The sequence below is a fragment of the Aeromonas sp. S5(2024) genome (assembly GCF_041403025.1).
GTDB lineage: Bacteria > Pseudomonadota > Gammaproteobacteria > Enterobacterales > Aeromonadaceae > Aeromonas > Aeromonas hydrophila.
In genome coordinates this window covers 13,124-25,888 of sequence record NZ_JBGLRI010000017.1, presented here as the reverse complement: position 1 = coordinate 25,888, position 12,765 = coordinate 13,124, and the positions used below count along the sequence as shown (strand labels likewise).

Genomic DNA, 12,765 nt, shown 5'->3' with positions numbered 1-12,765 from the left:
ATGGGCTATCGGCTGCTCTACAACCTGCTGATCCATCTGGGATTGCCGCTGGCGCTGCTGGCGCTCTACAAGCCGAAGAAGGGCAAGCCCGGCTTTGGCAAGCGCTGGGCCGAGCACCTGGGGCGAACGCCCGCCACCGGGCAGGAGGCGCCGCTTTGGATCCATGCGGTGAGCGTGGGGGAGACGCTGGCCATCAGCCCCTTCATCCGCGCCCTCAAGGCCGAGCGGCCCGATCTGCCGATCCTGCTCACCACCACCACCCGCACCGGCGCCGAGCAGGCTGCCAGGCTGGGGGATCTGGTGGAGCACCGCTACGCGCCGCTCGACTACCCCTGGGCGGTAGCGGCGTTCCTCAATGCCGTCAAACCGCGCGCGCTCTGGGTGATGGAAACCGAACTGTGGCCGAACTGGCTGGCCGCCTGCGAGGCGCGCCACCTGTCGGTGACCATCATCAATGCCCGCCTCTCGGAGCGATCCTGCCGGCGCTATGGCCGCTTTCAGGGGGCGTTCGATGCCCTCAGCCGGCCACTGACCCACCTGCTCTGCCAGCACCAAGACGACGCGGATCGCTTCCATCGGTTGGGGCTGGGGCGCGAGCGGCTGGCGGTGACCGGCTCCATCAAGTTCGACATCCAGCTCGATGAGCAGGTGCAGGCCAAGGGCCGTGCCCTGCGCCAACTGCTGGGGGCGGATCGGCCGGTCTGGATCGCCGCCAGCACCCATCAGGGGGAGGACGAGCAGGTGCTGGCCGCCTTCGACCGGGTGCTCGCGGCGCAGCCGTCGGCCCTGTTGATCCTGGTGCCGCGCCACCCCGAACGGTTCGAGCGGGTGGCCGCGCAGTGCGCCCCCTACGGCTGCGTGCGGCGCACGGCGGGCAGTGCGGTCGGCGAGCGCGACAAGATCTATCTGGGCGATACCATGGGCGAGCTGCCGCTGATGCTGGCGGCGGCCGACGTGGCCTTCGTCGGCGGCAGCCTGGTCAAGGTGGGCGGCCACAACCTGCTGGAGCCGGCTGCGCTGGGTAAACCCTGTCTGAGCGGCCCCGCCTACTTCAACTTCAGCGACATCACCCGCCAGCTGGTGGCCCAGGGGGGCGCCGCCGTGGTGGCCGATGCCGCCGAGCTGGGGGAGCAGGTGAGTGTGCTGCTGGCCGACGAGAGCCAGCGTCGGGAGATGGGCGAGCAGGCCCGCGCCGTGGTGCTGCGCAACCAGGGGGCGCTGGCGCGCACCTTGTCTCACTGCCTCGCCAGCCTGGAGAATGACTGAATCCGGGCAGGCGGACATAAAAAAACGGAGCGCATGGCGCTCCGTTTTTGTTTTGGCGAGGCTGGCTCAGCGCACGATCAGGCCGAGCAGGATCCCCACCACGCCGAAGTCGGCATCGCTGAAGGTGGTGTTGGCAAAGCCGAGATCCCCCAGCACCGGCAGCAGGAATACCGGCAGGAAGGTGATCAGCAGGCCGTTGGCGAAGGCCCCCAGCAGGGCGCCGCGACGGCCGCCGGTGGCGTTGCCGAACACCCCGGCTGCCGCGCCGACGAAGAAGTGCGGCACCACGCCTGGAATGATGACGGTGAGCCCCAGCAGGTAGAGCAGCACCATGCCCACCAGGCCGGCGGCAAAGCTCGACAGGAAGCCGATCAGCACCGCATTGGGGGCGTAGGGGAAGACGATGGGGCAGTCCAGCGCCGGTTTGGCGTTGGGCACCAGCTTGTCGGAGATCCCCTTGAAGGCCGGCACGATTTCGGCGATGACCATCCGCACCCCCTGCAGGATCACGTAGACCCCGGCGGCGAAGGTGATGGATTGCATCAGGGAGAACATGAACCAGTGCTTGCCCTTGGCGACGCTGGCGACGAACTCGGGCCCGGCGAAGGCGGAGGTGATGAGGAAGATGATGCCCATGGTGAAGGAGATGGCCACCGGGGTATCGCGCAGGAACAGCAGGCTCTTGGGCACCTGCACCTCTTCGCTGCTGTGGGCCTTGTTGCCGAACTTGGCGCCGATCCAGCCGGCCAGCACGTAGGAGCAGGTGGAGAAGTGGCCGAGCGCCACGTCATCGGAGCCGGTGATCTGCTTCATGTAGGGGTGGGCGAGGGCCGGGAACAGCACCATGGTCACGCCGACCACCAGGCTGCCCACCGCAATGAGCGGAATGCCGCTCATGCCGCCGGCAGAGAGGATGGCTGCCACCATCATGGACATGAACAGGGTGTGGTGACCGGTCAGGAAGATGAATTTCCACGGGGTGAGCCGGGCGATCAGGATGTTCACCAGCATGGCGAAGAACATGATCATCGCCATCTCCTTGCCGAACGACTGCTGGGCGATGGAGACGATGGCCTCGTTGTTGGGCACCACCCCCTTGATGCCGAAGGCGTGCTGGAAGATGGTGGCGAAGTCGCCCAGCGAGTTCACCACCAGGGTGGCGCCGGCCCCCAGGATGACGAAGCCCATGATGGTCTTGACCGTGCCCTTGATGCACTCGGTCACCGGTTTCTTCTGGGCGATCAAACCGATGAGGGCGATGAGGCCAACCAGCACGGCCGGCTCCGACAGCACGTCAAACATCAGAAAATTGAAAAATTCCATGGTCAGCTCCAAGCAGATGGAAGCGGCGGCTCACCGGCCGCCCAGATAGTCGCAAAGGGGTTAGAGTGCGCCCAGCTCGCGCAGGGCGATGGCGAGTTTTTCTTTCATGGCAGCCTTGTCGACCATGTTGTCCAGCGACACCAACCGGCCGTCGACGCCCATGCTGACCAGCTGTTCGGCGATGTCGCGGGTGGCGACAAAGATCTCGGCGCGCTCGCTGCCGGCGGAGGCGAGATCCCGGTGATCCACCTCAGCCGTCACGGCCAGCTCCTTGAGAATGCTCTTGATGCTCATCTCCATCATCAGGCTGGTGCCCAGGCCGTGTCCGCATACAACCAGAATCTTCATGTGCTCTTCCTCTGTCGGGCGCAGGGCGCCACTCAATAACGCGCCAGGATGCGCAGGATGTCGTCTTTGCTGGTGGCCGCCATGATGGCCGCCACGTCTTCTTCATTCATGAACAGCTCGGCCAGCTGGGCGATGGTCTCCACGTGGGAGTTGCTGTCGCTGGCGGCCAGGGTGACCAGCAGCCGGACCGGGTCGTTGCCCTCGGAGCCGAAGTTGACCCCCTCCTTCAGCACGGTCAGCGCCAGTCCCAGCCGGTTGACTCCGTCTTCCGGGCGGGCATGGGGCATGGCGAGGCCGGGGCCCAGCACGTAGTAGGGGCCGAGCTCTTCGTGGGAGCGATAGAGCGCCGCCACATAGGAGGGCTCGATGGTGCCGTTGGCCAGCAGGGGGGCGGTGGCCAGCTCGATGGCGTGACGCCAGTCGCGGGCACCCGCTTCGATGGAAATGACCTCCTCGGTCAGCAATTGGGTCAGCATGGCAATGTCCGGGCTGGATAAGATGGCGCCAATCTAGCGATCTTGCCGGCTGATAACTGTGAGCCTGATCGCGAAAGTTAGCGCTACCAGATAGCGCTAACATCGATCTGTGATAGCGCTATCATTTCTCCCATAGAAGGGATTCATCTTGCCCCTTCTCTGGCTCAAAGGAGGTAAAATCCGGTTTGAGCAAATAGTCAGTGCCCCGCTTTTGCCTTAAAGTGAGCACCCGTATGCCGAGGAAGGGAAAGGATGTCAGAAGCGAAGAAACGCCGTAGCACGGGTCGGGTGACCCTCAACGATGTGGCCCAGCTGGCCGGCGTGGGGGCCATGACGGTGTCGCGCGCCCTGCGCACCCCCGAGCTGGTGTCCGACAAGATGCGCGAGCGCATCGAGGCGGCGGTGGACGAACTCGGCTATATCCCCAATCGGGCGGCGGGGGCGCTGGCGTCCGCCACCTCCCAGACCATAGTGGTGATCGTGCCCAGCCTGACCGAGTGCGGCTGCGGCGAGGTGATCGCCGGGCTGCAGCAGACGCTGCGGGGCGAGGGCTACCAGATCATGCTGGGGGATGCCCAGCACCTCAAGCAGCAGGAGGAGAGCCTGCTGACCAGCTTTCTGCAGCACAATCCGGCGGCCGTGGTGCTGTTTGGCAGCGATCCCGGCGAGACCATCCGCCAGCGGCTGCAGGCGGCCCGCCTGCCGGTGGTGGAGGTGGGGGCCATGGCTCGCAGCCCCATCGACATGAACGTCGGGGTCTCCAACTTCGATGCCGGCTACCAGCTGACCCGCCACCTGATCGAGCGCGGCTACCGCAATATCGGCTTTCTCTGCGCCCGCCAGGAGCAGTGGATGCTGCAGCAGCGCATGCAGGGCTGGCAGAAGGCGCTGCTGGACAACTACCTCTCCCCCGATGCCATCATCAACACCTCGGAGCGGCCCAGCTTCAGCACGGGGGCGGCCATGCTGGGGGAGTTCCTGCTGCGCTGGCCCGAACTGGATGCACTGGTCTGCGTCAACGACGAGCTGGCGGCCGGGGTGTTGTTCGAATGCCAGCGCCGCCACCTGAACGTGCCGGGCAAGCTCGCCATCGCCGGTTTCGACGATCTGGACGTGGCGCGGGCCTGCTATCCGGCCCTCACCTCGGTCCGCATCCCCTATCAGCGGATGGGACAGGAGGCGGCCGATCTCATCCTGCGTCAGCTGGCCGGTGAACCCGTCATGGGCTCGGCGCTGACCCTCGATTTCCAGCTGCAGAAGCGGCAAAGCAGCTGACCCCTTTCACACTCATCAAAGAGGCAACCATGTTCAAGGCTCTGTTACTGGAAAACCAAGACGGCAAGACGGTGCCGACCCTGACCCGGCTGGACGAGAGTCAGCTGCCGGCCGGCGAGGTGCGGGTGGCGGTGAGCTACAGTTCCCTCAACTACAAGGACGGGCTGGCCATCACCGGCAAGGGCAAGATAGTGCGCCAGTGGCCGCTGGTGCCCGGTATCGACTTCGCCGGCACCGTGCTGGAATCTGCCGACGACCGCTATCAGCCGGGCGACAAGGTGGTGCTGACCGGCTGGGGCGTGGGGGAAGGGCACTGGGGCGGCATGGCCGAACAGGCGCGGGTCAAGGCCGACTGGCTGGTGCCGCTGCCGGCCGGGCTGGATGAGCGCCAGGCCATGTGCATCGGTACCGCCGGTCTGACCGCCATGCTCTGCGTACTGGCACTGGAAGAGGCGGGGGTGACCCCGCAGAGCGGCGAGATCCTGGTGACCGGCGCCGCCGGCGGGGTGGGCTCCACCGCCGTCGCCTTGCTGGCCGCGCTGGGTTATCAGGTAGCGGCCCTGACCGGCCGCCCAGAGGCGCAGGGCGAGCTGCTGACGGCGCTCGGTGCCAGCCGCATCGTGCCGCGCAGCGAGCTGCTGGAGCCCGCCAAGCCGCTGGAGAAGCAGCTGTGGGCCGGGGCGGTCGATACCGTCGGCAGTCAGGTGCTGGCCAAGCTGCTGGCCCAGATGAACTACGGCGGCGCCGTGGCGGCCTGCGGGCTGGCGGGTGGCTTCGATCTGCCTACCAGCGTGATGCCCTTCATCCTGCGCAACGTGCGGTTGCAGGGGGTCGATTCGGTGATGTGCCCGCTGGCGCGCCGCCAACTGGCGTGGCAGCGACTGGCGCGGGATCTGCCCGCCAGCTTCTTTGCGCAGGCGGTCACCGAGATCGGGCTGGAGCAGGTGGCGGAGGCCGCCGAAGCCATCACCCAAGGGCAAATCGCGGGGCGCACCCTGGTCAAACTTTGATCCAGCCCTGACTGGCGAGCCCCATTTTTCTGGATAGACTTTGAGTGCGGGTGCACTATCCAAGGAGAATGAGCATGGGTGGACACAAGCCGGATTACGACCTCGATGACGATTGGGAGCCGGAATCCTGGGAAGAAGAGCTGGATGAATGGGAAGACGAGAGCTGGCAGGATGATGACCCTCTCGACGACCAGTAATCCGCGCATTGAATACACAGGTGGGCCTCGGGCCCGCCTGTTTTTTTGGGCGGCTCACAGGAATGGGGAGAGGTGCTTGGAGGGGGCTGCGGCTCTGGCTAGAATGAACTGCTCAAACGACACTCAAGGATGATTATGCGACTCTCGGTGATAGTATTTGCCGTTCTGCTCGGGGGCTGCGCCTCCCATTCGGACGATCCGTGCGAGAAGGTGTGGAGCGAGGTGGGGGAGGCCGACGGCAAGCTGGGCTTTAACGCCGAGCGGGTCGAGTTTCATCAGGCCCAGTGCGGCGAGAAGGTGGATGCCGAGCTGTGGAAACAGGGGCATCAGAAGGGACTGGCCTGGTATTGCCGGCCGGAGCACCTCTATCTGGCGGGCCGTTCCGGTGGCGAGTATCGCGGGGTCTGCCCCAATGACGTCCAGGCGCGCCGGTTGTTCGAGCAGGGCCGCCAGGGCTGGACCGATCAGTAGCCGGGCTGGCGACTCAGGCTTCTTTCTCTTTCAACCGCAGCGGCTGACACAGATAGCTCTTGTCGTTGGCGCTGCGGGCACATTTGCCACAGACGAACTTGGGTTTGCGCACGATTTTGCGCAGGGTCTTGAGATCGGCCGGGATCTCGCTGCGACGCCATTCACACAGGGTCTTGTTGCCCATCTCGACTACCTCGACAACTCGGTGGGCCCTAGTGTAATCAATTTTCATTTCTAAAACAGCGAGCGGGCCAGGATGATCTCGTGGCCCGCTCGTGGTGACGGGAGATTACTGATAGAGGAACTTGGTAAAGATCAGCTCGCGCACCGCCTTCTTGCCGGTCTCCTTCACCAGTAGCTCGTTGGCCCGGGTCTGGCACTCTTTGCGCAGGTCTTCACGGCTGACCAGCGACTTGATCTGGTCGGCACTCTTGCTGCCCATCAGCCGGATGATGGCGTCACGAATGAGGGGGTCATGCTGCTCCAGCAGCTTGAGGTCGGCCTCGTTCTCGGCCATCAGCTCCACCGTCACCCGGACGTAGCCGAGGGTTTTGCCATCGCTCAGGTAGTTGGTGATGATGTCGGGATCCAGCAGGTGATAGAAGAAACCCGGCTTGGCGGCGGCAGCTTCCCCTTCTGCAGGGGCTTCCCCCCCTTCGGAGGCATAGGCCTGAAGTGCACCGCAGCTTAGCAACAACACCAGCAGAAATTTGAATAGCTTCATAGGGATGGCTCATCAGCAAGAGATACCCCATTTTTGATGCTGCCATCGGGGCCGTCAAGCACGGATGTTCTTACAATTCTCGATTGATTTACGGATAATAAACCGGATTTTAACCTGATAACGGAAATCTCCGGATGGTGAAGCTGTGAAGTCCGAGTTGACTGTTCCCCTTGCCCGGCTCGTGCCCTGGCAGACGCCCGCGCAGTGCGAGCCGCCCGAGGCCTTGCTGCCCTGGTTGCTGGAGGCCGATTCCATGACCCGGCGCCTGCGTCGCCACAATCGCCACTTCTCGGTACAACTGTTTGGCAATCGCAGCGTCGCCCTCGATGCCGACGAGCAGCAGCTGGTGGTCGCCGAGCATCCCATGGGCCTGTGCCGCGAGGTGATCCTGCACGGCGATCATGGGCCGGCCGTACTGGGCTGGACCCTGTTTGCCGAAGCCGCGCTGCAAGAGAGCGGTCTGCGCGAGTTGGGTGAGCAACCCCTGGGCGAACGTATCTTTGGTGACGAGCCTGCCCGGCGCGATCACCTGCAACTGGCCTGTTTCGAGATTGCGAGCAATCCCTGGTGTCCGGCCGGCATCGTCTGGGGACGTCGTTCCCGTCTGTTTCTGGGGCAATGGCCACTGCTGGTCCATGAACTCTTCTTGCCCTCTCTGTCATGCAACAAGGAGCTGGAGTGAATCTGTTAACCAAGGAGCGGGGACTGGCCTACGTGCAGTTGGCCCGCATCGACAAGCCCATCGGTACCCTGCTGCTGCTGTGGCCGACCCTGTGGGCGCTGTGGCTGGCGGCTGACGGCCTGCCGGATCTCTGGACCCTGCTGGTGTTCGTGGTGGGGGTGTTTCTGATGCGCTCCGCCGGTTGCGTCATCAACGACTATGCGGATCGCAACTTTGACGGTCACGTGAAGCGCACCGCCGGCCGGCCGCTGCCCATGGGCAAGGTCAAGCCGCGGGAGGTGCTGGCGCTGTTTGCGGTACTGGCACTCATCTCGTTCGCCCTGGTACTGACCATGAACCCGCTCACCATCGGCCTGTCGTTCGCGGCCCTGCTGCTGGCGGTCTGCTACCCCTTCATGAAGCGCTACATCCCGATCCCGCAGCTGGTGCTCGGCATGGCCTTCTCCTGGTCGATTCCCATGGCCTATGCGGCCCAGGCCAACGCCTTGCCGGCGGTGGCCTGGCTGGTGTTTCTCGCCAACCTGCTGTGGACCATCGCCTACGACACCCAGTACGCCATGGTGGACCGGGACGACGACCTCAAGCTCGGCCTCAAGTCGAGCGCCATCCTGTTCGGCCGCCACGACAAGCGGATCATCGGCGCGCTGCAGTTGCTGACCCTGCTGATCCTGCTGCTGGTGGGGCAGTTGAGCGAGCTGGGCTCCAGCTACTACTGGTCGCTGCTGGCGGCGGCGGCGCTGTTCGTCTATCAGCAGCGGCTGATCCGCGAGCGGCAGCGGGAGGCCTGCTTCCAGGCGTTTCTCAACAACAACTACGTGGGGGCGCTGATCTTTGCCGGGGTAGTGATCAACTACCTGTGAGCCAGCCCCTGTCATGAAAAAAGGCCGCATGTTGCGGCCTTTTTTATGGTGTCGTGCGAGCGGGGTCAGAGCCGGTTGCCGGCCTGGATGGTGCGGCGGATCTTGGTGCTCAGCAGCGGCACTATATTGTCGGCCAGCGCCTGGAAGCGGCCCAGATCCGGCTTGCAGCCCGGGTCGAGGTAGCCTTCGCTGCGCAGGGTGTGGATCAGGGTGCTGAACAGCTTCTGGTCGAAGAACTCGGGGGCGTTGATGCCGTGCAGGGTGCCGAGGCGCTCCGCCATCATCAGGCCGTCCGCCTCCAGCTGCTCGGCCTCGATGCGGGGCTGGGCCAGCACCCGGGTCAGCACGATGGCGTAGCGCTGCAGGGTCTCCTGGATGCTCTCGGCCAAGAGCAGCAGGCGGGTCTGGTTGACCGGATTGACCCAGAAGCCGCCGTCGCGGGCTTCGATCAGCTGCTGGCGCTGCAGTTCGGCCAGCAGGGCATCGACCAGCTCCGGCAGCTCGTCCTCTTCATAGCGCAGGAACAGTTCGGTCTTGAGCAGCGGGTAGATGTCGATGCAACGGGCAACGATCTCGCTGCGGGAGATCCCCTCGCAGCGCTCGATCAGGGCCGCCACCAGGGAGGGCATGGCGAACAGATGGAGGATGTTGTTGCGGTAGTAGGTCAGCAGGATCGCCTGATAGCGGTCCAGGCTGACGATCTGGCCCAGCTTGTCCTCGCTCACCTCGAACTTGTTGAGCTCCATCGCCTGATCCAGCAGGGTCTTGGCATCCTCGTCCGGGATGGTGCTGTGCGGGCTGTAGGGCACCTGCTTGAGCAGGTCCAGATAGGTGTTGAGCTGGGCCTGCAGTTCGTCGCGGGTCAGCGCATGACGCTCGGCGGCCAGCAGCGCCAGCGCGCTCAGGGTCAGGCCGTTGACGGCAGCAGCCCCATTGATGCGGGTCATCAGCAGCTCGGCCAGCTGGTTGACGGTGGGCGCCATCCACTCGGGACGCTCCTCCTCGCCGATGTGCTCCTTCCAGCTGGGCACGTGCTCGTTGAGGTAATTGTTGAGGGTCAGCGGCTCACCGAAGTTGACGAAGCCGCGGCCGTAGTTGCGCAGCTTGCGCAGGATGCCGAGCACCTGCAGGAAGCTCTCCTTCTCCTTGCGGCTGCCCTTGAGCTCGTTGTGGTAGGTGTTCACCTCCATCACGTGCTCGTAGCCCAGATAGACGGGCACCAGGGTCACCGGTCTGTCCAGCCCGCGCATCATGGCCTGCAGGGTCATCGCCAGCATGCCGGTCTTGGGCGGCAGCAGGCGGCCGGTACGCGAACGCCCGCCCTCGGTGAAGAACTCCACCGAATAACCCTTGGCAAACAGCAGGTTGAGGTATTCCCGGAATACCGTGCTGTAGAGCGGGTTGCCCTTGAAGGTGCGGCGGATGAAGAAGGCACCGCCGTGGCGGAAGATCGGGCCCGCCGGCCAGAAATTGAGGTTGATGCCCGCCGCGATGTGGGGCGGCACCATGCCCTGGTGGTAGATGACGTAGGAGAGCAGCAGGTAGTCCATGTGGCTGCGATGGCAGGGCACATAGACGATCTCGTGCCCTTCCTGGGCCAGCTGGCGCACCTTCTCGGCGCCGTTGACGGAGAGGCCGCGGTAGAGCTTGTTCCACAGCCAGCCGAGGAAGCTCTCGCCGAGCCGGATCAGCCGGTAGGAGAAGTCGGAGGCGATCTCGTCCATGTAGCCGTGGGCCCGTTTCTGGGCTTTCTCCAGGCTGATCCCCTCGCGCTGGGCCTCTTCCTCGATGGCCTGCTGAATGACGTTCGAATCGAGCAGCTGTTTGAACAGCAGGTTGCGGTTGGGCAGCTTGGGGCCGGTAGCGGCCAGCTGCTGGCGGCTGAAGTGGGTGCGGGCGACCCGCGCCAGCTTGTGGGCGATGGCCTCGTCGGTGCCGTGCTTGTCCGCCATGTGACGCAGGGAGAGCGGCGGGGAGAAGCGCACCAGGTTCTCGCGTCCTTTCAGGATCACGATCAACGCCTTCTTGAGGCGGTTTGGCGCCAGGCTGCTGATGATGTTCCAGCCGGAGGCCTCCTCCCCTTCCCGGCCGGGGGCACGGCCCCAGAACAGGGTGACGGGCACCACCTGGATATCCAGCGCCGGATCCTGCTTGTGCAGATCCAGCAGCTGGTGGAACTCCTGCAGGAAGGGCAGCGGCTTGCTGCGCTTGCCGAACAGGGGAGGCGGACGGTCCAGACAGACATAACGGGGCAGCAACTGGCCGTTCAGCTCCAGCGGGGTGAAGGGGCCGGGCAGGCCGAGATCCTCGCAGCACTGTTGCAGGGTCATCAGGTCGGTGATCGAGCTGGTCTTCAGGGCGTAGACGATGGGTCTGGCCGGATCCAGCTTGAGCTCGGTGATGGGATTTTCCGGCAGGCTCTTGTGATTGACCAAGCCGCTGACCGGCCATTGCAAGATGGCTCTGGAAATGTTCTGTCCAAGGGACATGTGCGTCTGCTCTCCAAAAAAATGCGGCGTGAGCATAGCAAATCACCGACTGCTTGTCGCCGAGAGGTACGATGAGTCGGCTGCGCGGGATCAAATCTGCAGCAAATGAGCGCCGGGCCGCGACAAATGTCAGCTGCGCCTTGCCTTGGCCACTGCACTGTATATACTGCCAGTGTGCTGTATAAAAAGACAGGTGCCCATGCTATGAAACCCCTTACTCCCCGCCAGGCCGAAGTGCTGGAGTTGATCAAGGCGAACATGAACGAAACCGGCATGCCGCCGACTCGCGCCGAGATAGCCCAGAAGCTTGGTTTCAAGTCGGCCAATGCGGCCGAGGAACATCTGAAGGCCCTGGCCAAAAAGGGGGTCATCGAGATCATGCCGGGCACGTCCCGCGGTATCCGCCTGTTGCTCGAAGAGGAAGAGCCGCTGGAAGAGAGCGGTCTGCCGCTGATTGGCAAGGTGGCCGCCGGTGAGCCCATCCTGGCGCAGGAACATATCGAGAGCCACTACCAGGTGGATCCGGCCCTGTTCCACCCACGGGCCGACTTCCTGCTGCGGGTGCAGGGCATGAGCATGAAGAACATCGGCATTCTGGATGGCGATCTGCTGGCGGTACACAAGACCCAGGAGGTGCGCAACGGCCAGGTGGTGGTGGCACGGCTCGACGAGGATGTCACCGTCAAGCGCTTCCAGCGCAAGGGCAGCCAGGTGTGGCTGCTGCCGGAGAACGAAGAGCTCTCCCCCATCGAGGTGGATCTCTCCTGCCAACAGCTCACCATCGAGGGGCTGGCGGTCGGTGTCATTCGCAACGCCGACTGGATGTAATCCCTGCCATGAAACGGCCTCCTGCGGGAGGCCGTTTCGTTTCTGTACTCCTTTCCCCATGATTTCAATCAGATCCTGATACCCGTCACTTTTGTCTGCGGGCGGTGACCGCAGGCGATTCATTTCAGATATATCATTTGGTAGGGCGGACTCGTTGGCTTGAGCCGCCCCCGCTGCTCGCCATGACGCGCGTTATCCAGATCGCTGATAGCAGGAACCCGGAGGGCAGCCGGAAAAAACAACAGCCTCGTGCGGTGTGCAGCGCACACCTGGCAAAGAGGCGCTTGCGGGATAGAAGGGAGAGTGGTCAGCAGGGCGCCGGCAGTCGGCACCGCAGCGGCACACTCGCGCAGTCGACACGCGGCAGTCATCGACTCATTCACCCAGGTGGTGATGGGCGGTGCCGGTTGGCGTGACCTGTTGATCGAGGAGGACAGGTATGGCTTCAAGCTCGCCATGGGATCCGGGTCTGGCATCGCCCGTTTCTTCCATCACCCGTTTCATCAAGGGTAACCGGATGACCCGTTTCTATGCCCTCTGGGTACACCACAAGGGTGCCTGCTGGACCATCTGGCTGGGGTGCCCCAAGGACAAGATTGTCCGGCTGGTGCGCCTGTTTCACAGCCATCATGACGGCGGGCTGGCCGACGCCCTCTGGACCGCCCCCGTCATCCCGCTGCGGGCACAATCCAGACGCCCGCATGAGCGGCGTCGACAGCAGCCCTGAGCGTCACTGCTTCTTGTACAGCCCCACCCCATGGTGGGGCTGTTGTTTTGGGCGGGTTCGGGCCGGCATCATCGGCCCTTGCGTCATCT

General features: G+C 64.1%; 15 protein-coding genes. 9 read left to right on the top strand and 6 right to left on the bottom strand.

The features are described 5' to 3' along the window. Entirely contained in the window at window positions 1-1,266 is a 1,266-nt protein-coding gene (waaA, locus tag ACB032_RS21755) for a lipid IV(A) 3-deoxy-D-manno-octulosonic acid transferase (protein ID WP_371138746.1), read from the top strand. 66 nt (window positions 1,267-1,332) lie between these two features. Here the strand turns inward: waaA and ACB032_RS21750 are convergent, their stop codons facing one another. The 3 genes from ACB032_RS21750 to ACB032_RS21740 are packed head-to-tail and all read right to left on the bottom strand — an operon-like array spanning window position 1,333 to window position 3,413. Beyond that, window positions 1,333-2,589, bottom strand: a complete 1,257-nt coding sequence (locus ACB032_RS21750; protein WP_011704190.1) for a PTS ascorbate transporter subunit IIC — start codon at window positions 2,587-2,589, stop codon at window positions 1,333-1,335. 60 nt (window positions 2,590-2,649) lie between these two features. Beyond that, a complete protein-coding gene (locus ACB032_RS21745; protein ID WP_026142047.1) occupies window positions 2,650-2,937 on the bottom strand; it encodes a PTS sugar transporter subunit IIB in 288 nt (95 codons plus the stop codon). A 32-nt stretch (window positions 2,938-2,969) separates the two neighbouring features. Then, the gene (locus ACB032_RS21740) at window positions 2,970-3,413 is read right to left on the bottom strand and encodes a PTS sugar transporter subunit IIA (RefSeq protein ID WP_005307534.1); all 444 of its coding nucleotides are present in this window, start codon (window positions 3,411-3,413) and stop codon (window positions 2,970-2,972) included. A 252-nt stretch (window positions 3,414-3,665) separates the two neighbouring features. Here ACB032_RS21740 and ACB032_RS21735 point away from each other — a divergent pair, with 252 nt between their 5' ends. The 4 genes from ACB032_RS21735 (at window position 3,666) to ACB032_RS21720 (ending at window position 6,366) form a co-directional block, all read left to right on the top strand. After that, window positions 3,666-4,688, top strand: coding sequence for a LacI family DNA-binding transcriptional regulator (locus tag ACB032_RS21735; RefSeq protein WP_024946139.1), 1,023 nt, complete (start codon window positions 3,666-3,668; stop codon window positions 4,686-4,688). 29 nt (window positions 4,689-4,717) lie between these two features. Next, a complete protein-coding gene (locus tag ACB032_RS21730; protein ID WP_011704193.1) occupies window positions 4,718-5,698 on the top strand; it encodes an MDR family oxidoreductase in 981 nt (326 codons plus the stop codon). 74 nt (window positions 5,699-5,772) lie between these two features. Then, window positions 5,773-5,895: a hypothetical protein gene (locus ACB032_RS21725; RefSeq protein WP_016349017.1), complete on the top strand. Its 123-nt coding sequence runs from the start codon at window positions 5,773-5,775 to the stop codon at window positions 5,893-5,895. Between the two features lie 129 nt (window positions 5,896-6,024). Beyond that, window positions 6,025-6,366: a DUF2799 domain-containing protein gene (locus ACB032_RS21720; protein WP_371138745.1), complete on the top strand. Its 342-nt coding sequence runs from the start codon at window positions 6,025-6,027 to the stop codon at window positions 6,364-6,366. 13 nt (window positions 6,367-6,379) lie between these two features. On the opposite strand, the gene ACB032_RS21715 is transcribed toward ACB032_RS21720, so the two are convergent. Then, complete coding sequence (locus ACB032_RS21715) at window positions 6,380-6,550, bottom strand: hypothetical protein (RefSeq protein ID WP_005307551.1); 171 nt, start codon at window positions 6,548-6,550, stop codon at window positions 6,380-6,382. Between the two features lie 105 nt (window positions 6,551-6,655). Next, window positions 6,656-7,090 (bottom strand): flagellar basal body-associated FliL family protein, encoded by a 435-nt coding sequence (locus tag ACB032_RS21710; protein ID WP_011704197.1) that lies wholly within the window; start codon window positions 7,088-7,090, stop codon window positions 6,656-6,658. A 145-nt stretch (window positions 7,091-7,235) separates the two neighbouring features. On the opposite strand from ACB032_RS21710, the gene ACB032_RS21705 reads away from it, so the two are divergent. Then, on the top strand, window positions 7,236-7,772 hold the full coding sequence (locus ACB032_RS21705) for a chorismate lyase (RefSeq protein ID WP_041216379.1): 537 nt from the start codon (window positions 7,236-7,238) through the stop codon (window positions 7,770-7,772). Further along, window positions 7,769-8,632 carry a 4-hydroxybenzoate octaprenyltransferase gene (gene ubiA / locus ACB032_RS21700; RefSeq protein ID WP_011704199.1) on the top strand — a complete coding sequence of 288 codons (864 nt, stop codon included), beginning with the start codon at window positions 7,769-7,771 and terminating at the stop codon, window positions 8,630-8,632. The genes ACB032_RS21705 and ubiA overlap by 4 nt, the downstream gene beginning before the upstream one ends. 65 nt (window positions 8,633-8,697) lie before the next feature. Here the strand turns inward: ubiA and plsB are convergent, their stop codons facing one another. After that, entirely contained in the window at window positions 8,698-11,121 is a 2,424-nt protein-coding gene (plsB, locus tag ACB032_RS21695; RefSeq protein WP_011704200.1) for a glycerol-3-phosphate 1-O-acyltransferase PlsB, read from the bottom strand. A 204-nt stretch (window positions 11,122-11,325) separates the two neighbouring features. Here plsB and lexA point away from each other — a divergent pair, with 204 nt between their 5' ends. Then, on the top strand, window positions 11,326-11,949 hold the full coding sequence (lexA, locus tag ACB032_RS21690) for a transcriptional repressor LexA (protein ID WP_011704201.1): 624 nt from the start codon (window positions 11,326-11,328) through the stop codon (window positions 11,947-11,949). 439 nt (window positions 11,950-12,388) lie between these two features. Further along, window positions 12,389-12,676 (top strand): hypothetical protein, encoded by a 288-nt coding sequence (locus tag ACB032_RS21685; RefSeq protein WP_101150965.1) that lies wholly within the window; start codon window positions 12,389-12,391, stop codon window positions 12,674-12,676. The last annotated feature ends 89 nt before the right edge of the window (window positions 12,677-12,765 follow it).